The sequence below is a fragment of the Burkholderia sp. AU30198 genome, assembly GCF_020419825.1.
Classification (GTDB): Bacteria; Pseudomonadota; Gammaproteobacteria; order Burkholderiales; family Burkholderiaceae; genus Burkholderia.
Genome location: NZ_JAIZSA010000011.1, coordinates 211,553 through 234,437, shown reverse-complemented (window position 1 = coordinate 234,437; position 22,885 = coordinate 211,553). Strand labels below are relative to the sequence as shown.

The 22,885-nt window shown below is 56.7% G+C and carries 26 protein-coding genes and 4 pseudogenes; 17 read left to right on the top strand and 13 right to left on the bottom strand.

The window, feature by feature from the left end:
• Positions 1 to 14: 14 nt before the first annotated feature.
• Together LGN19_RS24165 and LGN19_RS24160 are read left to right on the top strand one after the other, a co-directional pair.
• Positions 15 to 1,505, top strand: a complete 1,491-nt coding sequence (locus LGN19_RS24165) for a DUF3987 domain-containing protein (RefSeq protein WP_226217526.1) — start codon at positions 15 to 17, stop codon at positions 1,503 to 1,505.
• Between the two features lie 1,030 nt (positions 1,506 to 2,535).
• The gene (locus LGN19_RS24160; RefSeq protein ID WP_226217524.1) at positions 2,536 to 3,702 is read left to right on the top strand and encodes an inovirus-type Gp2 protein; all 1,167 of its coding nucleotides are present in this window, start codon (positions 2,536 to 2,538) and stop codon (positions 3,700 to 3,702) included.
• A gap of 867 nt (positions 3,703 to 4,569) precedes the next feature.
• Here the strand turns inward: LGN19_RS24160 and LGN19_RS24155 are convergent.
• The 3 genes from LGN19_RS24155 to LGN19_RS24145 all read right to left on the bottom strand — a co-directional run bounded on the left by LGN19_RS24155 (position 4,570) and on the right by LGN19_RS24145 (position 7,339).
• Positions 4,570 to 6,009, bottom strand: a complete 1,440-nt coding sequence (locus LGN19_RS24155) for a toll/interleukin-1 receptor domain-containing protein (RefSeq protein WP_226217522.1) — start codon at positions 6,007 to 6,009, stop codon at positions 4,570 to 4,572.
• Between the two features lie 121 nt (positions 6,010 to 6,130).
• Positions 6,131 to 6,547: a DUF2513 domain-containing protein gene (locus tag LGN19_RS24150; RefSeq protein WP_226217520.1), complete on the bottom strand. Its 417-nt coding sequence runs from the start codon at positions 6,545 to 6,547 to the stop codon at positions 6,131 to 6,133.
• Between the two features lie 57 nt (positions 6,548 to 6,604).
• Positions 6,605 to 7,339, bottom strand: coding sequence for a hypothetical protein (locus LGN19_RS24145; RefSeq protein ID WP_226217518.1), 735 nt, complete (start codon positions 7,337 to 7,339; stop codon positions 6,605 to 6,607).
• 484 nt (positions 7,340 to 7,823) lie between these two features.
• Here LGN19_RS24145 and LGN19_RS24140 point away from each other — a divergent pair, with 484 nt between their 5' ends.
• The 12 genes and pseudogenes from LGN19_RS24140 (at position 7,824) to LGN19_RS24085 (ending at position 16,431) form a co-directional block, all read left to right on the top strand.
• A complete protein-coding gene (locus LGN19_RS24140) occupies positions 7,824 to 8,891 on the top strand; it encodes a hypothetical protein (protein ID WP_226217516.1) in 1,068 nt (355 codons plus the stop codon).
• A 909-nt stretch (positions 8,892 to 9,800) separates the two neighbouring features.
• Positions 9,801 to 10,118, top strand: a complete 318-nt coding sequence (locus LGN19_RS24135; RefSeq protein ID WP_226217514.1) for a hypothetical protein — start codon at positions 9,801 to 9,803, stop codon at positions 10,116 to 10,118.
• A gap of 69 nt (positions 10,119 to 10,187) precedes the next feature.
• A pseudogene (locus tag LGN19_RS24130) lies at positions 10,188 to 10,355 on the top strand (translation initiation factor IF-1); the annotation flags it as partial.
• Positions 10,356 to 10,689: 334 nt separating this feature from the next.
• Positions 10,690 to 10,974: a hypothetical protein gene (locus tag LGN19_RS24125; protein ID WP_009906957.1), complete on the top strand. Its 285-nt coding sequence runs from the start codon at positions 10,690 to 10,692 to the stop codon at positions 10,972 to 10,974.
• A gap of 47 nt (positions 10,975 to 11,021) precedes the next feature.
• A pseudogene (locus LGN19_RS24120) lies at positions 11,022 to 11,230 on the top strand (hypothetical protein).
• A gap of 33 nt (positions 11,231 to 11,263) precedes the next feature.
• On the top strand, positions 11,264 to 11,476 hold the full coding sequence (gene rpsU, locus LGN19_RS24115; protein WP_009906956.1) for a 30S ribosomal protein S21: 213 nt from the start codon (positions 11,264 to 11,266) through the stop codon (positions 11,474 to 11,476).
• An 18-nt stretch (positions 11,477 to 11,494) separates the two neighbouring features.
• Positions 11,495 to 11,692 carry a hypothetical protein gene (locus tag LGN19_RS24110; RefSeq protein WP_262390476.1) on the top strand — a complete coding sequence of 66 codons (198 nt, stop codon included), beginning with the start codon at positions 11,495 to 11,497 and terminating at the stop codon, positions 11,690 to 11,692.
• Between the two features lie 1,057 nt (positions 11,693 to 12,749).
• Positions 12,750 to 12,935 (top strand): hypothetical protein, encoded by a 186-nt coding sequence (locus tag LGN19_RS24105; RefSeq protein WP_034175064.1) that lies wholly within the window; start codon positions 12,750 to 12,752, stop codon positions 12,933 to 12,935.
• Positions 12,936 to 13,202 (top strand): DUF1488 domain-containing protein, encoded by a 267-nt coding sequence (locus LGN19_RS24100; protein ID WP_009907020.1) that lies wholly within the window; start codon positions 12,936 to 12,938, stop codon positions 13,200 to 13,202.
• Positions 13,203 to 13,293: 91 nt separating this feature from the next.
• On the top strand, positions 13,294 to 14,892 hold the full coding sequence (locus LGN19_RS24095) for a SagB/ThcOx family dehydrogenase (protein ID WP_029227483.1): 1,599 nt from the start codon (positions 13,294 to 13,296) through the stop codon (positions 14,890 to 14,892).
• Positions 14,893 to 15,259: 367 nt separating this feature from the next.
• Positions 15,260 to 15,991, top strand: a complete 732-nt coding sequence (locus LGN19_RS24090; RefSeq protein WP_006480091.1) for a Crp/Fnr family transcriptional regulator — start codon at positions 15,260 to 15,262, stop codon at positions 15,989 to 15,991.
• Positions 15,992 to 16,221: 230 nt separating this feature from the next.
• A complete protein-coding gene (locus LGN19_RS24085; protein ID WP_226217510.1) occupies positions 16,222 to 16,431 on the top strand; it encodes a hypothetical protein in 210 nt (69 codons plus the stop codon).
• 195 nt (positions 16,432 to 16,626) lie between these two features.
• Here the strand turns inward: LGN19_RS24085 and LGN19_RS24080 are convergent, their stop codons facing one another.
• Positions 16,627 to 17,049: a type II toxin-antitoxin system HicB family antitoxin gene (locus LGN19_RS24080; RefSeq protein WP_029227484.1), complete on the bottom strand. Its 423-nt coding sequence runs from the start codon at positions 17,047 to 17,049 to the stop codon at positions 16,627 to 16,629.
• Here LGN19_RS24080 and LGN19_RS24075 point away from each other — a divergent pair.
• Entirely contained in the window at positions 17,027 to 17,995 is a 969-nt protein-coding gene (locus LGN19_RS24075) for a fatty acid desaturase (protein ID WP_306427275.1), read from the top strand. The two genes, LGN19_RS24080 and LGN19_RS24075, sit on opposite strands and share 23 nt — an antisense overlap.
• A gap of 96 nt (positions 17,996 to 18,091) precedes the next feature.
• Here LGN19_RS24075 and LGN19_RS24070 read toward each other — a convergent pair whose 3' ends face one another.
• The 7 genes and pseudogenes from LGN19_RS24070 to LGN19_RS24045 all read right to left on the bottom strand — a co-directional run.
• The gene (locus tag LGN19_RS24070) at positions 18,092 to 18,271 is read right to left on the bottom strand and encodes a hypothetical protein (RefSeq protein WP_029227485.1); all 180 of its coding nucleotides are present in this window, start codon (positions 18,269 to 18,271) and stop codon (positions 18,092 to 18,094) included.
• 222 nt (positions 18,272 to 18,493) lie between these two features.
• Positions 18,494 to 18,716, bottom strand: a pseudogene (locus tag LGN19_RS24065) (IS5/IS1182 family transposase); the annotation flags it as partial.
• A 179-nt stretch (positions 18,717 to 18,895) separates the two neighbouring features.
• A complete protein-coding gene (locus LGN19_RS39825; protein WP_009907029.1) occupies positions 18,896 to 19,180 on the bottom strand; it encodes a hypothetical protein in 285 nt (94 codons plus the stop codon).
• Positions 19,181 to 19,257: 77 nt separating this feature from the next.
• A complete protein-coding gene (locus LGN19_RS24060) occupies positions 19,258 to 19,545 on the bottom strand; it encodes a hypothetical protein (RefSeq protein WP_009907030.1) in 288 nt (95 codons plus the stop codon).
• A gap of 48 nt (positions 19,546 to 19,593) precedes the next feature.
• Positions 19,594 to 19,866 carry a hypothetical protein gene (locus LGN19_RS24055; RefSeq protein ID WP_122948222.1) on the bottom strand — a complete coding sequence of 91 codons (273 nt, stop codon included), beginning with the start codon at positions 19,864 to 19,866 and terminating at the stop codon, positions 19,594 to 19,596.
• A gap of 63 nt (positions 19,867 to 19,929) precedes the next feature.
• A complete protein-coding gene (locus LGN19_RS24050) occupies positions 19,930 to 20,127 on the bottom strand; it encodes a hypothetical protein (protein WP_012339007.1) in 198 nt (65 codons plus the stop codon).
• A 52-nt stretch (positions 20,128 to 20,179) separates the two neighbouring features.
• Positions 20,180 to 20,242, bottom strand: a pseudogene (locus LGN19_RS24045) (DUF159 family protein); the annotation flags it as partial.
• Positions 20,243 to 20,663: 421 nt separating this feature from the next.
• Here LGN19_RS24045 and LGN19_RS24040 point away from each other — a divergent pair.
• The gene (locus LGN19_RS24040; RefSeq protein WP_009907033.1) at positions 20,664 to 20,981 is read left to right on the top strand and encodes a hypothetical protein; all 318 of its coding nucleotides are present in this window, start codon (positions 20,664 to 20,666) and stop codon (positions 20,979 to 20,981) included.
• Positions 20,982 to 21,143: 162 nt separating this feature from the next.
• Complete coding sequence (locus LGN19_RS24035) at positions 21,144 to 21,404, top strand: hypothetical protein (protein ID WP_009907034.1); 261 nt, start codon at positions 21,144 to 21,146, stop codon at positions 21,402 to 21,404.
• A gap of 271 nt (positions 21,405 to 21,675) precedes the next feature.
• On the opposite strand, the gene LGN19_RS24030 is transcribed toward LGN19_RS24035, so the two are convergent.
• Both LGN19_RS24030 and LGN19_RS24025 read right to left on the bottom strand, forming a co-directional pair.
• Complete coding sequence (locus LGN19_RS24030) at positions 21,676 to 21,915, bottom strand: hypothetical protein (protein ID WP_012339006.1); 240 nt, start codon at positions 21,913 to 21,915, stop codon at positions 21,676 to 21,678.
• Between the two features lie 68 nt (positions 21,916 to 21,983).
• On the bottom strand, positions 21,984 to 22,223 hold the full coding sequence (locus LGN19_RS24025; protein ID WP_012339005.1) for a hypothetical protein: 240 nt from the start codon (positions 22,221 to 22,223) through the stop codon (positions 21,984 to 21,986).
• Between the last annotated feature and the right edge of the window lie 662 nt (positions 22,224 to 22,885).

Sequence of the window (22,885 nt, the reverse complement as noted above, 5' to 3'; positions counted from 1 at the left end):
CAATAACGAGGTACATGAACGGTGATATCGACTATCAGTGGCCCACGTCCCACGGGTGCTACCCGGCGGAGGTGTTTCCGCCCATCATTCGTGATGCTGTATTCGAGGTGACCGAAAATCTAAATTTGCCGGTCGAACTAGCGGCCCATGCTGCGCTCGGAGCGATTTCACTTGCCGTCCAGCGCTTTGCCAACATTAAGTGTCCCGGCCATGAGCCCGCGCCGTGTTCCCTTTTTTTGATAGCGATCAGTAATTCAAGCGGCGGAAAGTCGTTGGCCGAGCAGCGCTTCATTCGAGAATTTGTTGCGTTCGAGCGCAGACAGTCTGAAGAGGTCGCTGTCAAGGAGCCACAGTTTCGTGCTGAGCAGAAAATCTGGCAAGAAGATGATCGGCGACTTTCGAAGGAGTACGGTCGCGTCGAGAAAGGTTCAGCCGAGGAGCAGCTTATTTGTCAGGCGCGTTTGCAGCACGAGCTGGACCGGCCGGTGAAACCTGAACAACGACAATTAAGATATGCGGAATTGTCGCCGCAGGGATTGCGGGATGTACTCATTGAGCACGGTGCCATCGGCATTTTTTCACCGGAGGCTGGACCGGTTCTCACTGGTATAACGTTCAGCCAGCAAGCAATGCTGAGTAGCTATTGGAGCGGTGAAGACCGGCCGACGGCTCTTGTTAGTGGAGATCGCCGCCCAGTGGAGCCAAGATTGACCATAGTGCTTCAGGTCCAAGAAGGCAAATTTTCCAACTACATGAAGCGTCGCGGTAGTGAGGCTTTCGAAGTAGGATTGATGTCGAGATTTCTAGTCGCGGCACCGTACGCCGACGACAAGCCGGGGCAACGGGTTTATGTTGAAGACATGTCCGAACTGAAGCTCGGGCTTTTCAATGAGCGGGTCAGACAAATCTTGGAACAGACTGTACCGTTGCCGCATGATCGGCAAGTACGCAGATTGTCGGATGACGCCAAACTCTATTGGAGGTATTTTAAGGAGCGGGTTCATGATGATCTGATTTGTGGATCATATTCAGATGACATGAAGTCATTTTTTCGTAAGCTTGCCCAGCAGGCGAGTCGCATTGCCACGTTGCTTGACTATTTCGAAGGACGGTCTGGTGATGTTTCGGGAGATTCGATGGAGAGCGCGATCGCACTGTGCGAGTGGTATGCACACGAATTCATACGAATTTTTTCGGAGTATTTCCCGTCGCAACGGCAAAAGATCGACGAGGCTAAGCGAGATCTTCTTTTGTGGCTTCAGGGAGTGCGTGCAGCGCCATATCGCTGTCAAAAGCTTACGCCTGGCCGCTATACGGAGCGAGAGCTCAATAATTATTCGAATATTCGTGGCGAGCCAGCTGTTTTGGGGATGGCAATTGACGAACTCGGAGATGAAGGGCATATTTCGGTGGACCGTGGGAGGAAGGGCGGGCGCATCATCGTTTTTCCTCCTTTGGGCGAACCGCTAACTCATCAATTTCTCCGTCCGATTAAAAATTTTTAATCTAGAATGGAAAATTCCATCAGATGTCCTGGTGCCATAAGCCTTGGGATTGAGCAATAAGGCGCGTGCTATTTGCATGCGCCTTATTGTTTTGCGTCCAGGCAACAGGTTCTGCGAGAACGGGGCTCATCATACCGAGGCTGCCCGTCCTGAGCTTACGCGCGAAGCAGGTAAGTGAGAGGTAATTGTTGCCGGTGCTACACTGCTACATTTGCTACCGTAGCAAATGTAGCAGTGTAGATGCCCCTATCCATTCTTGTATCGTACGCCGCTGGAGGCTGATTTGCACCGTGTTGGTGCCAACTCTCGCGGTAGATGTGTGTTCGTCAAAGCTACCGGACACGGTGAAGATTCGTGTCGCTCTGCCGCATTTTGGTTGCCTGAGCAGCCGGCATTGACTGTTCTAGTTAAAGCGCTGCGCATATTGAACGGGTGAATTCAAAAGGGGGTAAATGCCATGGTATTTCGCCGGTCGGTGGCGGCTCTCTATCCGATGGAGGTAGTCGGAGTGCGTTATATCGGGTATGTTTGCGTCATCTGGTTAAGGTGATTGTCTGGATAATTCGATAACGATTATCCCCATGAAATTGATCGCTTAAATTCCCTGGGATGCTTGTGTTTTCTGGCTATAATGGTGATTGTTGGTGGCGTTTGTTGGGCGGTGATCTTGCTGTCTCCTATATTAAGATTGCATTCGAGAATATTCTTGGCTATAGACGAGCGGAGTATTGTGGGTGTGGTGAGATGTCTTGTGGGGAGAAATGAGAACTCCATGATTGAGTGTCATGGAACGAGAGTGATGAATCTGACATTGCTGAACGTCATCAGTGATAGATGTAATCATCATCATGGATCCACATGCATGGAGAGTGTGACCTCATTGTACTGACTGCTTGAGGTATCGAATCACATTGCTTTACTTCTTGCCGTGAACTGAGTGGTATGTGCTTGGTGTATGAGCACTCGTTGTCTTGTGTTGTAAGAAATCACAGCGCTCATCTATTGGATGTCCTGATAACGGAGATTCAAGATGAGTCGCCAAGCAAGTCATGGTAATCGATTTGGATTCGATTCGAACGTCTTTGAGAAAAATCAATCTTATCCTGGTTTTGTCAGGTATTGGGAGATCGATGAGTATGCTGACCTGATGCGAGATTTGGTACGCTTCCTTGATACGGTACTGGAGACTACTCAAGTGCCGTTTGAGATCCGTGGTCGAGCAGGATATCAGCGAGCAGTACGTAACCCGATTGGGCATTCAGGCTATAGGAGCCTGTCAGGCTTCATGTCTCAATGTGGGCAATGGATGGGCCTGTACTGGCCTGAGTATGCCTACAGTGCTGATCTCCAACTCTTTTTCGACTGCTTCATGCAGCATCGTTTTTCTCAGGTTTTCAGTAACGGTGTGCTATCGAGTAACGTCGACAAGGCAGTAGCAGCGGATCTATACAACAACTTCATTGGTTGTCTGCGTACGGAGGCAGTGCGTAGAGGAGTCAGGAAGTCGCTATTCAACTGGAGAGGTAACCTCGTCAGCCAAGAGGGCTCTATTCGACGGTACTTGAATACGTTATATGGGCGTCATCGGAGGCTTATTCCGCTGCGTCTAGATCTGTCTTACTCGATGGATGCGTTTGACGACAACGATGCACGGGTACGAACGAGCTGGGCGAGGGTGGCTAATGGAGATTGGACTCAAGTGGTGTCGAATGTTCCGATAGGTGACGGCAAAACGGAGACGAGAGCACGTATTGATCCCGTCGTAGCGATGGGGGATCGAGATCGGTTCTTTCGCAATCGTGGATCAGATCGAGCGCTTTTTGATCCGGTGGTCGGCTATATCTGCAAGATGGAACAGGGAGGGGAGCATTGGGCATTCCACTTCCATTGCATCTTCTTCTTCGATGCTGAGCTGGTAAGACGGAATCAGTTGAGCGAGCTGAAGGATAAGATAGCGAATCGCTGGAGTGGGGTGACGCGTGGGCAAGGTTTGATGTTCGACTGCCATGAGAGGAAGGATCAAGCGGAACTCAGAGCACAAGGGAGATGGGCCATTGACGCTATCGACTGTAGTAATCCAGTCCAGGTCGCGAGGTTGTCTGATTACGTAGCTGACTACTTCGCGAAGGATGACGGACAGATGGTGCGTGTCAAGCCCACTGCCAAGGCATGGACGCTGACGATGGGTAGGAAATAAATCGCGGTACGTCTGAACCGGGTGTCTATTGTGAAGGCCGGGCAATACCTGGGCTCAAGGGAGCTGATCGTATCCGTACGTTCGGTATGGGGCAGGTGCCTAAGAAGATGAAGGCAGGGCGTCCTCGTGCAACTGATAGTGAAAATGAAACCGAGGAGGATGCAAGTTAGCTTGCTAAATCGTGTGTGGGCAGCGTGAGACGCCTGGAGGAGAGCAATTCCACATCTCGGGTAAACTCTACTCGTCGACCCTGAAATACCCGGCGTAAATTGATATCGTAGTAAAAATTAACCATCTTCCGGAAGAGGTGTTGATGACTACGGGTAAAAAAGACGCATCGCTGGCCAGTAAGCAGCTAGCAAGCAAAAAGAGCACCCCTGCCCAGAAGTCCGTCGCAGGTTCCGATCTAGCTCAGGCGAAAAAGCCGCCGGCGCCCAAATCGAAGCCGAAGGGCAAGTAGTTCGGCGGTATCGCAGCAAACCAAACCCGCTCCGGCGGGTTTTCTGCGCAGCTTGAATATCGGTAAATCAGTGACGGTGCATGTTTGTTGGCACGGTCAAATACCGTTAGTGGTGGACCGGAGCGGTGCGCGATCCGACCGATGCGTACACTACTAAGCCAAAAAGGATCGGGGTGAGTTAATCGGGCCATAACGACTTCTTGTGACGTGCCGTAGCATAGGGCTGGATGCTGTCTTTCCATGGGCGCTATTGGGCTGTAATCGACTCCGATTGACGATTAGAATGCGATGTCGTTCCGCAAGACATGAAAGCGGTAAAGGCCAGAGGTGAAGCGGAATACCGACGTATAACGTATTTCGGCAGTAGACAGTGGCGAGAGGGCAGGTGATTACCTGCGCCCCTACGCCTATTTTACTAATTCGTCGAAGTTAATGGCTGCGGTGAAATTGAATTCACTGAAACGTCCCCTTCCGAGTCGCCCAAATCCGCCAAGTTTCGTATTCGCGTTATCCAGCGTAGCTTTCAATGCGGTACCCGTATCCACGCCTAGCGCGACGCGAATTCCTCTGCGGACGTCGTCATCCGATGCGCGCATGAAGAGCGGCAGCTTGTTCGACGAATATACCGTAGTTCTCGCCCACCATACGCTTGACGAATTGAGTGCATCAAGCCTCACGATGGATTCCAGCATCAGGAAAACCTCGGCCTCTGCGAGTTCGTCAAAACTCGTCTTATCGACGGAGCACCGCTCCTTTAGAAGATCCGCGCTGACCGATATTCGATTCAGTTTCAGATCGTTGTTGCGATGTTCGTCGAGAGATACGAGATGTGTATCGAACGCCATGTAACTTGCTGCCTTGAGTTCCCCGTGGCTGCTTCTGAGGACGTATGCTGCACTGACAAGTTTGCGTAGCGACTTCCAGCGCCCGTGTCGGATAAGTGCGGCAACTTGAATAAGAAACGCTTCAAGGGCGAAATACGAGTACAAGTCAGACCATCCTGGATAGTACTGCCCTGACGTGACCGGAGGTCCGAACTGCCCACCAAGCCCTTCCATTAGCTTTAGGAACGGGGCAACGGAACTCGGGTCGTCAAGCGAGAACGCGGCGACCGTTTCTGTGTAATCAGCAACTTGGTCCCGGAGACCTTTCGTGCCCGTGATGGCTTGGTATACGCCTTCGTGGTAGTCGTTTCCAGTGGGCGTGACATACAGCTTGTCGAGTTCCGTCAGTACACCTTTAATGAACAACGCCTCAAGTCCCTGACGGTTCGGCTTACCGTCCTGGATAGCTCGAATCGCAGCTCCGAACTCCTTGACGTAGCTAGTCCCGCCGCTGGTTACGAATGCCGGAGGGCCGCCAAGCTTTGGCTTTTGATGGAAAGGTTGCTCATAGACGAGCCTCAAAAGTTCGTCAAGGCCGCTGCCGTACCGTTCGTCTGTAGATACGTCGATGTAAATCCGGCCTTGCATGAAGACAGGAAGGCATGGCTGTCCATCGGCGTCATACTCGCAAACAACGGGAATGAACTTGGTTTGCTTGACTTTCCCGTAAAGCTCTTGCGAGATGATCTGAGACTCTGTACCAACGCCGCCCGCACGATTATTTGCTTTCTCCTGGTATTTGCGGTCACAGAGGACGAGAACCTTCAATACGTCTGGGTCGACAACCATCGATTCCATGAACACGTACTTGTCCTGGCCGGGTTTGAGGTCCCATTTGTCAAGAATTGCGTCTACGCCGTGGTTGCGAAGCGAGGTTGCCAGGTCGATGACGAACTGTTCATGTTTGGCATCCGTCCAACTGTACGAAATGAAAACCTTTGGATGTTCAGTCGTTCCGCTCATGGCCTAGAAAGTTTGGGTTTTTCGGAAAATGAGGTGCTCTCTGCATCGTGAATATCCGTGATTTTAAGAGAGTTCCTGTGTCCCCGGACACGTGGGGCGACTCCAATCTTGACATGACGCGTTATGTCCCGATGAGTTGCTTGAGCGCCCAGCCTGCGAGTGTCTTGATGGCGTCGAACGTCAATTCAATACCTTTCGTTTGAGCGGTTGCTTTGATCTTTTCCCATACGGGCAGTGATCGCATCGTGTCGAGAAGATCGTGGCCCGCCATTGTCAGTCGTGGACTCGACAGGCCGAACGAAATGTGTCCGTCAGCGCCCCGTAGGACGTGAATGCCTTCGACGTACCCGTTGTCGATCAGCAATTCAAGATGGCCGGCGATTCGACCTTCTATCGAGCGGTATTCGTCGTACTGGCGCGTGTACTCCGCCTCCGGCTGGTCTGTCCATGTCGGAGCATCGGGAATGTCGTCGAGTACGTTGCGGTCTTCCTCGACGTCGGTAAGTTGCTTGCGCAGTAGATCCCAGTCGCGTTTCAAGGTTTTCTCCGGAAATTCTTGGTTAGCTCCAAAAGAGTTGCGTTGTCAGCCGTTCGATTAGACAGCGATCGGAGGCGATTCAGCGGCACCGACTTGAGGGCTGCCATGATCGTCTGTCTTGGTCGCGCGGCGTGTCCGCGGCTTTTTGACTGCGTCGGTGAGTGGTGTGCTCGGACTCGATCGTGTCGCGTGCGGCAGCGGATAAATTGCGTTGGCATTGAGCAATCGGCGTGCAGCATCTGCGCGGAGCGCGACCAATGTCAGCGCCGGCATAGCGATCAGATCCAATGTGAACAACACGGCAACAGCGATGGGATCAACGAGCTTCAAAACTACACCGAACAGTATCAAGCCGAGATAGGGGGCGACGATCAGCGCCATCGCGATGTGAAAGATGTGCTGGAACGACAGCTTTGGACGGATTCGTGCATCTTCGAAGCATTGTTCGTCTGCCCGAAATTTTACGAGCAGCCCTGCTTGCTTGATATTGCGGAGAAGTGTAAGTGGACTATCACGCTGAAGCGCGAAGCGGATTGCGTCGCCGGGTAGTTCCACACCGAGCATGTCTTTGGTAGCCAGCTGCAATGCTCCTGAGGAGGCAGTGTGTCCGCCGTTCTTCCGGTTCATGATGTCATATAGTCGCTTCGTTCGGCCTTGGGCTAATCGCAGGCTTCCGAATCGGAACTTGACCAATGTAACAGCCCCAAGGATCGGCGCGGTGAAAAAAGAGATAGTCGCAATTGTTGCGACGTGGCCCTGCTGGATAAAATCGACGATGGAGTTGATGCTCATGCTGGCTCCAAAATGCTCCTCCAGAGCAAAGTATTACAGACTGGAGGGGAGTGTGGTGAATTGGTGCGTAGCGCTTGTGTATTCTTCAGTAGCGAAATCGAAAAAACTCACTTGGTGTTTGGGTTGCCGCTGTTCGGACCGGAGATAGTCAGCTTCCCGTCGGGTTGTCCGTTGTTGACCGTTACATCTACGACCGGCTGACTATTGGTGCGGCCATGGAGCTGGAATGTGTCGTCGAGACCACCATTCTTGAGTCACGTTTCGATTCGCTTCGGGCCGGAGTACGGCGCCGAGCAGGTCGCGTCGTCGCTAAGTAATCTATTGTCGATGCCAACGTCCCACTCGGCTGAGTTACTGGGGCAACCCCACTTGGAAAGACGGAGTCACTGGGCGCTTATGGCGGCGACAGCTTAGGTCATGGAATGGTGCTTGAGGTGACTCGACTGATGGCACAATGGCCTCATCAGGTCCATTTCTTAATTTAATGAGTATCGATCCCGCTAGCCTAGCCGTTCGCGACGCATTGTTTTCTCACGAGATGTTCGATGCTAGGCAGACAAACGCAATCGGATATTCTCTCGACGAGCTGCGTGATCATGAGCCCGCGCTCGCTTTTGAGCGGGAGCCGATCGAAGCCGAGCTTAACACCCTTGAGCGGGAGCGTCTCGTGAACGCAATGGGCGCGAATGCGTGGTTCGCAACGCCAGCGGGCCTCGTGGCTCGTGAGCGTCGGTGGCGTGAGCGCGGCTTGCGTAACCCGGCGCTAGGAGATCCAGGCGTGCCGGTGCGCGACAGGATCATTGCGCTCGTGCACAGCAGCGGGGAACTCGACGAGAGCCTCGCGAGCCAGGGACTTGCGAGGCCGGCACTGCTTGTGTTGCTCTTTGATGTAGATCCGCTCGTAGTGGTCCTTGAGCTTGAGGCGCTGCAAGCTGGGGGACTCTTGCGAGAAGATGCTGGCTGGTTCGGTACCGAACCAGCCAGCGTGTATCTTCGTGCAGACGGACGACGTTACTATGTCAATGAGGTCGTTCAACGGCTGGGGCTGGTGCCGCCGGCGACCATCCTTGCGCCACTGCAGCAGGAACAACTGCCGTTCGACGAACTTGGATTGCCACCCGACATCGCGAACAACTTACGGTTCCGCTGGGAGGAGGCAGCGCGCTGTACAAAAGCGCGCGCTTGGCTGGCTGCGGTCGTGATGGAGGGGTCGATCCTGGAACTTGTCCTGCAAGCGTGGTTACGTGAGGATGAAGTTCGTGCGATGTCTGCCACAGGCGTTCCCCGAGGCAGGGGTGGTGCCATCAAGGCTGTAGAAGACTGGACCGCGGCGGAGATGATCCGGGTGGCGGCCTCACTGGACTGGCTCGAACCGAGCCTGGCGAAATATGCCGATGGCTTGCGCGATACCCGTAACCTCATTCACCCGGGGAAGCAGGTGCGCGAGCGGAGTCAGCCGGACGCGGGCGTTGCCGGAATTAGCAGCCAGGTCGTCAAGGCGGTTCTGGGCGCGCGGGCGAAGTGGTGTCGCACTCGCGAGTCGGCAGGGTGAGTGCGTCATGGTTCGATTCGTACTCGTCGTGGCGCATCCCTAAAGCTAGTGTAGCGAGCGAAATGGCGCGGGAAATACGGGCCAGCTACAAACGTAACTAGGGTGCGATGACAACCGCGCCAATGTCCGATGGCAAGCGGGAAAGTTCAACGGCCATCAACATCATCAAGCACTGGCTAACCTGCCAACGCCTTAGCCTCGGAAGCGTTGATGAGCTCGGACGCGCAAAGCAACTTTTCCCGGCCGTATGTGCCACCAGCCATCGACGTGCCGACGGACCCGCCAACGTCACACCAATCATTCAACAATAAGTGTTCTTTGTCGCTGCCGAAATAAGAGAGTTGCTCGACCGGAGATACGCGTATGATGGCCTCATCCGAGCCACGTTTGCCGATTGATCGCTCGCCCTCCGCTGCAGTCTGTGTCGCGCCCCTACTTGCGCACCACATTCCCCCCTCACCGTACCCGTCGTGCAGCAGCCGCACAGCTCGGCATCGGCTCCGACGCTGCCTTTGAGTGAACTCGAGTGTTCTCGAAAGGCAACAAGCCAAGATACAAATCATAACCAACAGGCGGAAAATATGAGCTGGTACTGCGAAGTGGAACGCGAATTGGTCCATATCAGGCGAGCGATCGGACTACTTGAGCAAGCACAACATGCCTTCATCAAGAGATCGCCCGTAAGCGATCCAGCGTATTGGAAAGTCAAGCTCAACAAACTCCGCACGCAATCGCAGCGAAACAAGGTCATCGAACTCCAAGTGGATGAGCTTTTGGGGCGCCTCGAACGAATGCACGATTCGCACAGCTGAAAATAGGAACCTGTTCTCTCATCCTCAACATTTTCCTTGGCTCTCTCAATCCCGGAGGCAGTTTGAGCGAGTCGAATCAAACCTTTGGAGCAACATCATGATTGACGCCACACCAAGCAACACGTTTCGACACCTTCCACTCTCGCCAGAGCAAGACGCAGAAATCCGCCACTATATAAAGAAGAAGGAACAAAGGAGGGAACAATGGGACACCCCCGAACTGGCGATGATGCTCGGAGATATGCTTTCCCCTCCACCCAGCGACGATGAGGAGCCAGAGCCTACGGTTGAAGAAGCCAAACTGGCTTGCGAGTATGCATTAGCTTCGATCGACGAAGCCATGGAATCCGTTTCCGCAAGCGAAGAACGACTTACCGCGATGGAAGCCAAAGAAATGAAGCATCCACAACGATAGTGTTGCGCCGGCGCCAACTTGTCATGTCCACGAATTGACGATCATCAGTGCCCGCCATTGCGGTTCGCAGCATACGCATCGGGACGCATGTGCAGGTACCGTATCAGAATCCTCGCGGGGGATCACGTAAGGCTGGAGTTGTCCGTCTACGATCTGACCAAAGGCCGCATCAATTTCCGGCACAGAGACGACCGGGCGCCGATCGCTTCGACGGGAAAGCGATTCGTTCGACGCTAGCTTGATCACGGTCGTCATCGAATGGACACGTGACAACGTCACCCCCTGACGCTCGCAAGCCGATACCGCGCGCTTGTCGCACCGTCTGCCGATGCGTTCTTGCTCAAAACCCGAAATAATTTGGACGTGCATCAAACGATGCGCGTATGATGGGTCCATCAGGGGGACCATCAGTCCTCTGACCTTTCGCCCCTCCATCCGCCCTCTTGCTGCATCGCCCCTCCTTCGCGCTGCAACGTAGTCCCCTTCACCAACCAGCCTGCTCTGCAACGTGGATACCGGCTGGATGTGTTCGCCCATGCGACTCGTCGTGGCCGAACGCCAGGAGTTTGTCATGAGCATGCACGTCTACCGTGGATTCGAGATTTATCCACTGATTTACCCTCACGTGACGGCGCCGAATGGCTGCCCGCATAACTACGACGCAGGGTTCGACGCGGCGGTCAAGATTTGCCTTCGCGGGACCACCGATACGCTGACGCAGAGCCAGACTTTCAGATTGCACGACACATCGCCATTTGACAGCGCCGGCGACGCCCGTCGTGCCTCTGTGCTCTATGCCGAGAACATCATCGACGACAATCGCGGCAAACAGGGGTTCTTTTCCAGTGCGCGCTGAGGCGACTCGTCAGCGCAACACAAATCCCCTGTCTTTTGGAGAGCGAAATGATCATCGACGAACTGCTCGGCTTGATCAGACGACATGAGGTCACCTGGATCGACACCGTCGTGCCCGCCAGAATCGCCGATTCAGCGATGTGCCATCCACATGAGTTGCAAATGTTCATGGCTATCGTGCACTGTCGATCGGAGCCGGATATTCGGAATTCGAATCCGACGAGATAGCAAGCGCCGTCATGACACAGCTCGGCTAGGTGTCCATTTGAACCTTTCGAAACAGGATCTACATGACGACAATTACTCTAAAGCTCAACGAACCGATCGATGTCGCGCTGCGGCGATTCCGACGTGGCATCGAGAAAACAGGGCTGATCCGCGAGTTGCGCAGTCGCACTGGCTATGAAAAGCCAACGACAGAACGCAAGCGAAAAAAAGCCAGCGCCGTTGCTAGGCAGCGCTTGCGTGCGAAGCGCATGTTGCCACCCCGAAAAATGTACTAGGAGAGCATCGTGTACAACATGTCGATCGAGGTGCCTCCGTTTTTCCCGCTGACTAAATGCGAAGTTGATTTCAATCAGCAGAAAGACATGGTGACTCTGTTGCCGAGCTTCTATGCATTCGGGTGCGAGTATACCAGCCGGGGTTTTCTGATCGGCCGGGATGACGCATTCAAATTGATTGCCGCATTAGAGAAGGCGCTCAGTATCCAAGGATGAGCACACACCGACGCGTTCACAAACATTGAAAGCCAGAAGACCAACCATGCGCGTCGCGACCAGGTATGTTGATTTGCTCTGTTTTCTTGTTGGGCTGCAACTCGTCACCCAAAGGAAAACTCGTCAGTGGCTGTCACCCCCTCAGCTCGTTGAATCACTTCAGGCATGGCTAGTCGTCCATCGAGCGAAATGCGAGTGGCGCGATCGTGTCTGGATAGGTCACGCTGCTCTTCAAATAGCGAAGTCTGTCCACGGCGTAGATAGCACCGCGCCCTCCGAACAACGTCCCAGTGTGGCAGATGATGCGGCAACCCACTCGCGAGGTGCGCTCACGAATCGGTTGGGTCTACGACTGAAGTGCATCCAGTACCTTCGGGAGCGGGTCTGATAGTAACCGTCCTCTTATGGGGTGAGCACTCGGGCAACAGCAGCATGCTAACGAGAAGAAATCGTCAGCTGTTGACTCGATCTCTTGGCTATCTCAGCCCCATCGAGTACCGTGAAAGCTTCGGGTTAACGACCTAAATCAGTCCAAGAAAACGACCGCATCCCCGGTGGGTTAAGACTCGGTGGAAATTAACAGCCCGCCCCGCTGAACAGGCCGCCGCGCGCACTGCGCGTCGCCTGTTCGTGGGATGGAACTGAGAAAAAGCGCTGGCTGGCGGCCGTCACGCGCAAGTTGATGACGGTAGTGTTGCTTGGGGGCGATCATGGCCTCGACGCGAGATAGCGCTTGCGTGGCCGTGGTATAGGGCGCATTCTCGTGAGGTTCGATGTGCGTGACCGATGGTTTTGCTCCGACTCCTTACGCTTCCCCCTGTCCGCACAGCCAAGCAGAAAGCTCACCACGACGATCCTGCGCGCGAACGTCGAAGCTGCGAACTTCGCGCGTCAACCGAGCCTCCCTCTGAGGTTCGGTCCGGCAGTTCCGTGCGCGAGAGATGCCGTCGGCGGCAAGCCCGCGGGTCGTCGTCCGGTCCTCGTATAGGGCGGGCGACGACGAAATTCAGTCACCGCGACGGTCCTGAAATTTGAAATTCTCTTTTTGGGAACCGGCATGCCTAAGCAAACCGAACTGAAGCCAGCCACGCCCGCCAGGCACAGCGATTACGCTGACGTGAAAAAGGCGCGCGCGTCGGCACTGAAGCGCGCGGACAGCGAGCGTGCCGAGAAGCGGCGCGAAAATGACGCTCGCATCAATGTCAACGCGAGCAAGTGGCGTTATATCTGTCAGGAGGGTTAGATGGGGAATAGCGCCGTGACACTCAACTTTCCCAATCCCAGTCGCACCTACGACGCTTCCAGACACTGTGTATGCTTTTGGGGCTACGACAATTCTCGCGAGATTACCTTTCTGGTCGACGATGCGATGCTGGCGAAACTGAACTCCCACATGGGTTCTGGCGAGCTCGCCTTGCTTGCGGCCTTCGACCGTAATCGCGACCGGATTCTGGGACTTGCCAGAGACCTTTACAAGGGTGGTTCCCAGAACTGGTACACGATCTCGTGAGAGTGGCCCTCGTTTGCGCCCGCACTCCACGTGCGCCTTCATTCTGACCTGCGCTAGCCGCGTGTGCGGGTATTCTGGGGTGAGAGGGGGCATGGATCGGTCAAAGCATGCGCTGCTTGATTATCACGAACGCAGCAAGCACCGTCTCAACTTCTACGCTCCTGGCCCTGGGGGGCTCGACTGGACAACCCAGCCGGATCCGTTTCGGGTATTTCACGGCGCACCGCGCGTTGCTCTGCCGTTAGCCGCGGACACCCTGGCCACGCGCTACAACGCGTTACGCTGCGGCACCTTGCCGCCCGCACAGGGATTCGATCTGTCCCATCTGGCAATCCTGTTCGAACTCTCACTCGGCCTGTCGGCGTGGAAATCCTATGGCGCCCAGCGGTGGGCACTGCGCTGCAACCCTTCGAGTGGAAATCTGCATCCGACCGAGGGCTATCTTCTATGTCCGGCTCTGCCCGGCTTGTCCGCAGGCGTCTACCACTACCTGAGCCGGGATCATGCGCTTGAACATCGCGCTGCGGTGGACGAGCCACAATGGACCGAGGCGTTTTCGGAAAGTGGTGTCCTGGTCGGCATAAGCTCGATCCATTGGCGCGAGGTGTGGAAATACGGCATGCGCGCCTGGCGCTACTGCCAGCAGGATTGCGGTCATGTCATCGCTGCGATGAGTTACGCAGCCGCGGCGCTCGGCTGGCAGACGCGGTTGATGGAGTCGGCTGCGGATGATGCAGTGGCCGGCTTACTTGGAGTGGATCGCCGCGAAGATTTCAAGGATGCCGAAACGGAGGCGCCGGATCTTTTGCTCTGGATCGGCAACCCTGACACGCGGCCCGATCTCGAGCGCATGCTGATCGCTCTGGACAGGGCACAGTGGCACGGACGCGCCAATCAACTGAGTTCGGGACATGTGACGTGGCTGGACATCGATTCGATTCATCGCGCCACACACAAGACCCATACTCGCGAATCACCCTCGCCGAACCCGGAGCAGTGTGCAGCGCCGGCGACGCCAGCCCTCGATCTCAGCTTCGCCCGAATCGCCAGACAGCGTCGCAGCGCCGTGAATTTCGATGGCACGACGCGCATCAGCGACGCGGCTCTTTTCAGCATGCTGGCGTGCCTGCTGACACATCCCGACACGCCGCCGTGGAATGCGCTGATGTCTCCGGCCGCAGTGCATGCGGCGCTATTGGTGCACCGCGTCGACGGCCTGGAGCCGGGCCTCTATATGCTCGTGAGAACGCCGGGCGCACTGCCGGATCTCAAGCGGTCTCTGCGTCCGGAATGGCTGTGGCAAAAGATCGGGCCGGACCATCTGCCGCTCTATTTTCTGCTGCCTTACGATTTGCGCGCGGCGGCAAAGTTGATTTGCTGCCACCAGGATATCGGTGCTGATTCCTGCTTTGCGCTTGGGATGATCGCGAGATTCGAAATCGCGTTGAAGCAACCATGGCGTTATCGCCATCTGTTCTGGGAATGCGGCATGCTTGGCCAGGCGCTCTATCTCGAAGCAGAAGCCGCCGGAGTACGCGCGACGGGGATCGGCTGTTTTTTCGATGATGAAATGCACACATTGCTCGGCGCGAAGGATCATGCCTGGCAATCCCTGTATCACTTCACCGTCGGTGGCGCGGTGGACGATCCACGCCTGTCGGCATTTCCGCCGTACGAGAATCAGCCTTGACGCGAAAGCCCAGTCATCGATCCTGGCGGGGGAATATCCGCAAGGATCGCACGCTGCCCGAACATCGCGTGTAGTAATAATCGACGGGGCATATTGGTCCGATGTCGCCGGATCGTCCTTGCCAGCTTCCCGTCGACCTGTCCGGAGTCGACCGCATCCGTTCGATTTCACCCGGAGTGCTAGGATGATCGAATACACGCAGAAAGTCATTCTGGACGATATCACATCGAGAGCAGTACGGTCTCGCGCTCGAAGACGCCAGGATTCTCGCTCAAGGTCTGCTTCGCGAGTTCGAGTCTCAAGCCGATGACGCTTCGTGTCGTTGGGGCGTCTTGGGTAGAGGCTGCAGCCACTGGAGGAGTGACATATGTCGGGTCAGCCATCCATGATCGAAAATCATCTGCTGGCAGCATTACCGGTAGAAGATCTGGCGCATATTTCGCCGCAGCTCGTGCTGGTCGACATGCCGTTGGGAAAGGTGCTGTACGAGTCGGGTGGTGCGCTCAGTCACGTCTATTTTCCGACGACGTCCATCGTGTCGCTGTTGTACGTGATGGAAGACGGTTCCTCAGCCGAAATTGCCATCGTCGGCAACGATGGGTTGATCGGCATCGCGCTATTCATGGGGGGCGAAACAACCCCGAGCCGCGCGATCGTCCAAAGCGCGGGACACGCTTACCGACTCGATGCGCGCATCCTGAAAGACGAGTTCCGTCGAGGCGGTTCGATGCAGCGGCTGTTGCTACGCTACACCCAGGCGCTCATCACACAGATGGCGCAAACAGCCGTATGCAATCGACATCACTCGATCGATCAGCAGCTCTGTCGGTGGCTCCTGCTCAGCCTCGATCGCCTGCCATCGAGCGAACTGAAAATGACGCAGGAACTGATCGCCAACATGCTCGGTGTCCGCCGGTCGGGCGTGACGGAAGCTGCGCTGAAACTTCAGGATGCCGGGTTGATCCGGTACAACTATGGGCACATCGAGGTATTGGATCGCTCCGGGCTTGAGAAGCGCGTGTGCGAATGCTACGGCGTGGTCAGGCGAGAATTCGACCGCCTGCTCCCTGATTTGAAGCGCCTTGAGAAACGGCGCTGATGCCAGACCCGCATCCATGCCATCCCGCCCGTACGGCAGCGTACCGACTTCAGACGCTCGCACGAGCAGGCTGACACATGACGCACAGACTGCAGATCGGCCGCAGACTTCATCGAGATGTAAACGCCGTGATCGAAGTGGGCCGTCGCGATCCGTATCGCTTGCGCAGTTTTATCTCGACTCGGACGGCGCGAGCCAATCAATGACGAAACTGGGGTTGTGGAGGGAGCATGTTGATGAACGATTACCCGAAATGGGAAAAAAATGTGAAGGACGAGCAACAAGAACAGGCGGAGGCACGCGCGACCGACGATGGAATGCCCGTGGTTCACCCGGAGCGGCAGAGAAGCCATGCCCATTCGTGGAAAGCCGTTACACCCAAGCAACGTATTTCCGATGCAAGGAAACGTCTGGGCATGGGTTTTCTGCCGAACCTATAGCGCATGTGTAGCAAAACTCCTCGCTCTCAAACAGAACGTGGAGCCGCCCCAGCAAGGCGGAACTCGAAGCCGGCCAAGCGCCGGCTTTTTACTTTGGCGCGTCGCTTGTGACGACAAACGGCGCATGCATCACTTTCCCGCATCGGTGAAGCGACGCAACCCGGGCAGATGAATTCGCTGAGTCGCGTTCGGCAGCTACGCCAAGACAAGTTCGTGGCAGGAGGACCGCAACGCTGGGTGGCCAATTCCTTCCGTACACTCGGCCACCACCGCTTCGCGGCTCATATGGCGCGATTTCGCCACTGCATCGATCTTTTCGACGAGCTGCTTGGGGAGGCATAGCAAGACCAGCACCGAACACGACGTCGGCCGGGCGATATCAATGAACCTCCAGATTCCCTCGCCGTCGTCGATGCACGACGCATGCAATGCCGCCATGTCCGTTGTCGGGGACGGAATTAGGCGCGCACATTGGTCATACAGTTCATTGACCCGGTCGTTTGCGGTGTTTGCCAACTCGCTGTATGTGTGGCCCTCCACGTGCGCGCCGGGAAAATCCGGCAGCCATCCGCGATAGCCTGAGCCTTCCTGTCGGGTGATAAAGATGGGGTATTCCACGATCAACTCCGGATTCCTATGTGACGTCGATCATTGTCGTTCCCAGGGGTGGGTGTGTCGGTACGCTAGAGAACGATCTCCAGGGATCCGATCTCATGCAGGTAGGTTCGGATCCGGGTATGGGGTGGGCACGCCGGACGACTGGCTCGAACCCCACGTCTATGCTCGCTATCCGAGTCTCGGCGTCGGGCTGCTGGCCGTGATCGACGTCGGGCTGTCCGGGCTGCCCGGCGTGTCGGCGTGGGCGATCCAGATGATGTGGATTCCGTTCTGGGCCGGCGGCGTGGTCAATGGTGGCGGCCACTTCGGCGGTTATCGGAATATCGCCACGTCCGATGCGAGCACCAACCTCTTCCCGCTGGGCATCCTGATCGGCGGAGAAGAGTTGCATAACAATCACCACGCGTACGTGACGTCCGCCAGGCTGTCGAACCGATGGTTCGAGTTCGACATCGGCTGGCTGTACATTCGCCTGCTGGCAGCATTGAGATTGGCGACCATTCGGCGGGTAGCAACGAAGCCGCGCCTGCTCTCGAACAAGGCCGTGGTCGACGACGCGACGCTGCAAGCGATCATCCGCAACCGACATGAAGTCATGGCCGCCTATGCGCGCATGTTCGAGCGCGCCTGCCGGTGGGAGCTGCGCCGCATCAAGGACATGAGCCGCGACGACAAGCGCGCGTTCGTGCTTGGTATGAAACGGTGGCTGCGCCAGGCCTGGGGCTATCGGGACAAGCCCGACCAGCAGGCGCTGACGAGCCGCAATGCCAGCCGGCGAATACGCGTGTACGTGGAGAGGTATGAGGCTTTGCTTGAGCTATGGGCGTGGTCACATGCATCGCGCGAACAATTGCTGGTCCAGTTGCAAAATTGGTGCCGCTACGCGGAGCAAAGCGATGTCACCGCGATCGCCGATTTTTCGATACGCCTGCGGCGGTATACCTGATCCCGGAACGTCCGCGACGCGTCATGCGGGATCGGCGCGCAACAACGCGAGGGGCGAGCGCCATCCTCTGGCGGTATCGGGAGCAACGCTGCACCATTACTTCACCTGACGGTCGGAATCGGAATAGCGCCACTTGCTCGCATTGGAATCGATGCCGGCATAGTCGCGGGTACGCTTTTCGGCCCGTTCGATATCGGCTCGGGCCAGATCGTCGCGGTCCTTTTGTCGGGTCACCTGGTCGTGTCGATCGGGTAATGTGCTTGGATAATATTTCATAGATCCTCCGAAGTGAGGTGTGCTCGCGTAGCGAGGGGCCGCATCGAGTCGGATCGCTCGAACAGGATCGCGGTCAGATATCGCGGTCAGATGCACGGGTGTTGAGTACAGGATGGGCGAGTGGGAAGGGGAAGTCGGTACGTTGCCGTGCAGTGGTTGCTAGAGCCGTTTCGGTCAATCAAGTGGTGATGCGCCTAAAGGCTGCTTCCAAATGTCGAGCGGCCACCCAAAAGCCTGCTGCGCTACGACGCATGGACGACGCTCGGACCGGATCCCGAAGCAGTAGCCCACAACGCAACCTGCGGGTCATGAGATCCAGATCAGCCGATGGCCAACCCATCGGGCTGTAGAACGGCGCGAGATTGTGGCGCAGATCACGCAGATCCAGGAAGTGATCGATACTTCTCGACAGGTGTTCACGAGGGGCGTGACTATAGCGGTTGATTTACCGCTCGGCATGAGGCTGCCATAACCATGCCCACCCGGGTTGATCGATCGAAGATGTGCGTACCTCCAGTCACGCCGCCATCGACGATTTTTCGGACTGAATGCCTTCGCAAACAGACCTCGTTTCGAATAGGCCGCTGAGCTCGCCGTCCGCAAGGAATGCGCAGGGTGGTGCAGTCAGAGAGCAGCAAGTAACCGGAGTTGATGTTCGCTTTCGGCCCCGCGAACCAGTGCATAGGCCCGCATCTCCGTGCGCTCAAGGAGCGAAATGGATTCCGAGCCGGAAAAGTCGCTCCATGCGTCGTCCGCGATCGAGGTCGGCGCGCCGCGGGCTCTCGCGAACGCTCGCAGGAGAGGGCTTGCCTCGCGGCGCAGCACGTGGCGGTCAGCGTTCAGAACATACGGTGGACAGTCAGTCCGTAAGACAAGGTAGTACGGAATCGCATTGCGATCACTTTGCATGGTGGCGATACCGGTGAGGAAGAATGCGTGCGTTCAGCTTCTCGCGTCGTCGTGGCCGACCGCTGCGTTTGACCGAACTACATGTCGATGACCGAAGCTCCACTCACCTTTCCGTCGATGATGTCCTTTCCCTGCTGCCGGGCGGCACGCCTTGCTATACCAAAGTCGGAGTATGCATGCGATTGGTCCAGCCTGAAAATACGGCTCGCGGCGGAGGTTGCTATCGCGCCCGGGCGGCATATCCGTACCGCGATGTCATACCCTTCGGCGTAACGGGAATGTCCGTCAAAGCGACTGAATGTACGGGCGAAGACGAGGGGATGAAGTTCGTACCCCTTGTAGAGAAGAAGCAGGTGTGTCGACATGTTGGCCACTCCACAGGGGGCGACTCGCTATACGCTCGAACGCGCTTTTCATTTCCGCTGCCGCAGCCGGCTTAGCAGCTCAAGCGCCACCGTGTCAGCGTCGTTGTTGATCATTTCCGCTTGCAACAACAGGCCGCCAACACGGACGGCTGCATCCCAACCATCTTCTGTCATTGCCCGATGGTTGCGTGCAAGCTGCTCGGCAAGAGCCAGGAGCGCCGCCATCCTTGCTGACTCGCCGGAAGTCCGGCGCTCCTCCCTCCCGGCAATGAGCCGGAACAGGCCCAGGACCGACTCGGCGGTAACGGAGGGGATAATCATTCGGACTTTATACGCCCTTTCGGTCCGCCCCGCCCATATCTTCACGCTGGCCCCCGAGCCTGCCTAGTACCGCCTCGCATACCCCTCGCGATACAGCGAGGCGCCGATCGACGTCAGAACTGCGATCTCATCCTCATTCAATCGACTCCATGCCTCCGCTAACCAGCCAGCGAATCCGGCACAAGCATGGTCCAGATCGGCGGCCGCCTTTCCCTCTGCGTTCATCCGCTCGAAGATCATCATCACGTCATGTGGCGTCATAGTCGGCTCCTCGTGAGCTTCCAGCATAGGCGATCGGTGGCGTCCGCCCCTACTCCTTCGCACGCTCGATGTTCGCTCTCTGGCGTGCCCGCAGCCACAAGCCGAAGCCGGCCAGTAGCGGGTCGACCTGGTGTCCTGTTCCGTTGACGTCAACATACTACGCACATATGGATCGGTTAAGGCCTACGCGAGCCATGTCATTGCCCGCATCGCCGATGCATCCCGTGAACCGCGTCGGTCAGTTACAGCCATGGGCCGTCGCTGGTCAGCTTCGCTCCAATATCGTCTGAGTGTATGGTCATATCAATTCGTATTCCTACGTGATCGGTCGGTCATGAACGGACGGAATGTCCTTTGACTGACGGAATCGGCCGATCGAATGTCATGGTGACGTAGGCAGCCAACGACTGCTGATGGCCAGCTGTTGCCTGCCGCAGCGACGCACGGCATTTGATTCGACGAATGAGCGCTTCGATCACGACTCTCATGGTCGCAAGGGGACTACACTGAAGACGCTATAGCAGGAGGAGACAGCGATGACAAACTCTGACCCCCAAAGTACCTTCCAGGGGCTGCCGTTAACCGCGGAGCAGGACGCGGAAGTGAAACACTACATAAAGGTCCGAACCAGGCGTGGCCTGCCATGGGACACGCCGGAGCTGAGCGCGATGCTCAAGGACATGCTGCTACCCCCGGGTGACGGCAACAGCGATGTCGACTCCCCGGAGGACGAAACTAAAGCGGCCGCCGAGCGCGCAACGGCGTCGGTTGACGAAGCGATGGACCCTGTCGAGGCGAGCGAGGAGCGGAATGCAGCCATGGAGTCGGAAAGCATGAAAGGACCCAGACGATAAAACCGCAGGCGATGACGCTTGCTTCCCGGTGGCGCCGTATGTGGGGGATCGTAAGGTATTCCGCATGAGTTGGGTGTGTATGATTTCAACGCTCGAACGCGTGCCGTCGGCCCCGTGACATCGAGCCGCGCGACATCTCCGCTGAACACGAGGGGGCCGGATATGCGGCTGATCGAACCGGATGAACACAGAGACTTTCTGGCGACCTTGGAGTGCCGTGGCTTGGCAGAGGGCGATTTCGATCTTCAGGAAACGGATACGACCGACCCGAAGGGTGATGAGAACCTCGGTCTACAGGGCTATGTCACCATCACCAGGCTCTCGACGCAGATTACGAAGGAATACGTGATCGGCGACGAAAGCGACTGGCTACAGCATTTCAGGAAAGATCTCGAAGCGGGTGCCTTCGACCGACTGGAATGAGATCCCGACGCGACGCGCCGCACTTGGGAGGAAGTTCGGCTCACGAGAGTCGCGGACTTCGAGGATGCGGAACGCATGCGGCCCGATCTGGCGGTGATGAGCCCGTTGGAGGGCGTGCTTGCTGCCTTGGTCTGTGGCCCTCCAAGGATGGCCATTCTCTCGATCGTCCTTCGACACCGCGTCAGCCTGCTTTGGCAGCAGCATGTATTGCCGTCGGCCTCGATCCCGGCGACGCCCTGATTGCTCGGGCGGCTGGCGTGCCACCCGAATTTCAATTCATCGACGTGGGGAGATCGTCGACCAAATTCGCGTCGAGCCATTCGAGCGCCCAGTTTTTCGCAAAGGCAATCGCATCCTCGCGCACGTCGAAGCCAGCCAGATCTCCGCTCAGTTGAACGTCGCACTCACTGCCGTCTGCACGATCGATGCTGATCCGCGCGTGTGCCATGTATTCCCCGTCGGCCCTGCGCGGTGTCGGGTCGATATGGAATCGGGTTGAGTCGAGTTGCATTTTCCTTCCTCCTTCAGTTGCTGCGGGGCCCATGGCCACCGCGAAGCGTATCGTCGCGACCAGAACAGTCAAAGCTTGAGGAGTGCCATGATCTGGCCTGCTTCCTGGTCCGATTCGTAGCTCGCCATTCCGCCTTTGCGCAACAGCGCGCGGATCGAGAAAAACATCAGGAAGGCATCCTCATCGATTTCATGACGACGATCGAGAATGACGCCGTCCATCTCGGCACGAGCGTCATACGGCAGGAACTGTTCGATGACACCAGAACCATCGCGTCGAATCCATTTCAACAGGTCTTTCCTGTTCATATCCAGCCTCCCGACGTTGCCGGCGCGCCATGCGCCAGGCGTGTTTGAGTCCGTGGCGGCGCCGCGGACGCAGAAACAGGATGGACCGAGGAAGAGATCAGGACGCGTTATCCAACACGCTCGTGTCCTGTAGACATGCATCGATCAGGCGCTTCGCATACGCAGCCGATACGCGGCGCGCTCGTCCGCATTGCGCGGTTTCGATGAGAGGCCCGATCACGTTCGGAGGGGGGCGCCTTGAGTGGCGCGGGAATCGGTAGCGAGTCAGTCAACAAATCCATCCTACGCCCATTGGCGAACTTGTACAGCGAAAGTTCTGCGCGAACCGCCGCATGGCATGCCGCCCCGATTGGGCGCGGCACGGACCGGCTCAGCCGCGTGTGAACAATCGCCGATACGCGGGGAGATGGTGCCCTGACGGTATCGTCGAAATTTCAATTAGACATTCGAAGCAAATCAAAACCGAGGAGCCAAGGGTATACAACCGGGGCGAGCCTCGCCGATCGCGGCGTGTTCTTGCGATGCCACCCGAAATGCTCCGACCGAAACAGCTTGACAGGGTGTTTGGTCCCCCGTAGGGTGGGTGTCTGAAGCCTTCAAGAAGCGCGATTGCTGCTCATCACTGACCGCGGAACGCGGTATTCGTTGTCCTCTCCCTCCTT

Bases quoted from the DNA above. Each gene is read 5' to 3' on its own strand.
- LGN19_RS24165 (WP_226217526.1), top strand. From the start codon at position 15: ATGAACGGTGATATCGACTATCAGTGGCCCACGTCCCACGGGTGCTAC.
- LGN19_RS24160 (WP_226217524.1), top strand. From the start codon at position 2,536: ATGAGTCGCCAAGCAAGTCATGGTAATCGATTTGGATTCGATTCGAAC.
- LGN19_RS24155 (WP_226217522.1), bottom strand. From the start codon at position 6,009: ATGAGCGGAACGACTGAACATCCAAAGGTTTTCATTTCGTACAGTTGG.
- LGN19_RS24145 (WP_226217518.1), bottom strand. From the start codon at position 7,339: ATGAGCATCAACTCCATCGTCGATTTTATCCAGCAGGGCCACGTCGCA.
- LGN19_RS24140 (WP_226217516.1), top strand. From the start codon at position 7,824: ATGAGTATCGATCCCGCTAGCCTAGCCGTTCGCGACGCATTGTTTTCT.
- LGN19_RS24135 (WP_226217514.1), top strand. From the start codon at position 9,801: ATGATTGACGCCACACCAAGCAACACGTTTCGACACCTTCCACTCTCG.
- LGN19_RS24125 (WP_009906957.1), top strand. From the start codon at position 10,690: ATGAGCATGCACGTCTACCGTGGATTCGAGATTTATCCACTGATTTAC.
- rpsU (WP_009906956.1), top strand. From the start codon at position 11,264: ATGACGACAATTACTCTAAAGCTCAACGAACCGATCGATGTCGCGCTG.
- LGN19_RS24110 (WP_262390476.1), top strand. From the start codon at position 11,495: ATGTCGATCGAGGTGCCTCCGTTTTTCCCGCTGACTAAATGCGAAGTT.
- LGN19_RS24105 (WP_034175064.1), top strand. From the start codon at position 12,750: ATGCCTAAGCAAACCGAACTGAAGCCAGCCACGCCCGCCAGGCACAGC.
- LGN19_RS24100 (WP_009907020.1), top strand. From the start codon at position 12,936: ATGGGGAATAGCGCCGTGACACTCAACTTTCCCAATCCCAGTCGCACC.
- LGN19_RS24095 (WP_029227483.1), top strand. From the start codon at position 13,294: ATGGATCGGTCAAAGCATGCGCTGCTTGATTATCACGAACGCAGCAAG.
- LGN19_RS24090 (WP_006480091.1), top strand. From the start codon at position 15,260: ATGTCGGGTCAGCCATCCATGATCGAAAATCATCTGCTGGCAGCATTA.
- LGN19_RS24085 (WP_226217510.1), top strand. From the start codon at position 16,222: ATGTTGATGAACGATTACCCGAAATGGGAAAAAAATGTGAAGGACGAG.
- LGN19_RS24070 (WP_029227485.1), bottom strand. From the start codon at position 18,271: ATGAAATATTATCCAAGCACATTACCCGATCGACACGACCAGGTGACC.
- LGN19_RS39825 (WP_009907029.1), bottom strand. From the start codon at position 19,180: ATGCAAAGTGATCGCAATGCGATTCCGTACTACCTTGTCTTACGGACT.
- LGN19_RS24060 (WP_009907030.1), bottom strand. From the start codon at position 19,545: ATGTCGACACACCTGCTTCTTCTCTACAAGGGGTACGAACTTCATCCC.
- LGN19_RS24055 (WP_122948222.1), bottom strand. From the start codon at position 19,866: ATGATTATCCCCTCCGTTACCGCCGAGTCGGTCCTGGGCCTGTTCCGG.
- LGN19_RS24050 (WP_012339007.1), bottom strand. From the start codon at position 20,127: ATGACGCCACATGACGTGATGATGATCTTCGAGCGGATGAACGCAGAG.
- LGN19_RS24040 (WP_009907033.1), top strand. From the start codon at position 20,664: ATGACAAACTCTGACCCCCAAAGTACCTTCCAGGGGCTGCCGTTAACC.
- LGN19_RS24035 (WP_009907034.1), top strand. From the start codon at position 21,144: ATGCGGCTGATCGAACCGGATGAACACAGAGACTTTCTGGCGACCTTG.
- LGN19_RS24030 (WP_012339006.1), bottom strand. From the start codon at position 21,915: ATGCAACTCGACTCAACCCGATTCCATATCGACCCGACACCGCGCAGG.
- LGN19_RS24025 (WP_012339005.1), bottom strand. From the start codon at position 22,223: ATGAACAGGAAAGACCTGTTGAAATGGATTCGACGCGATGGTTCTGGT.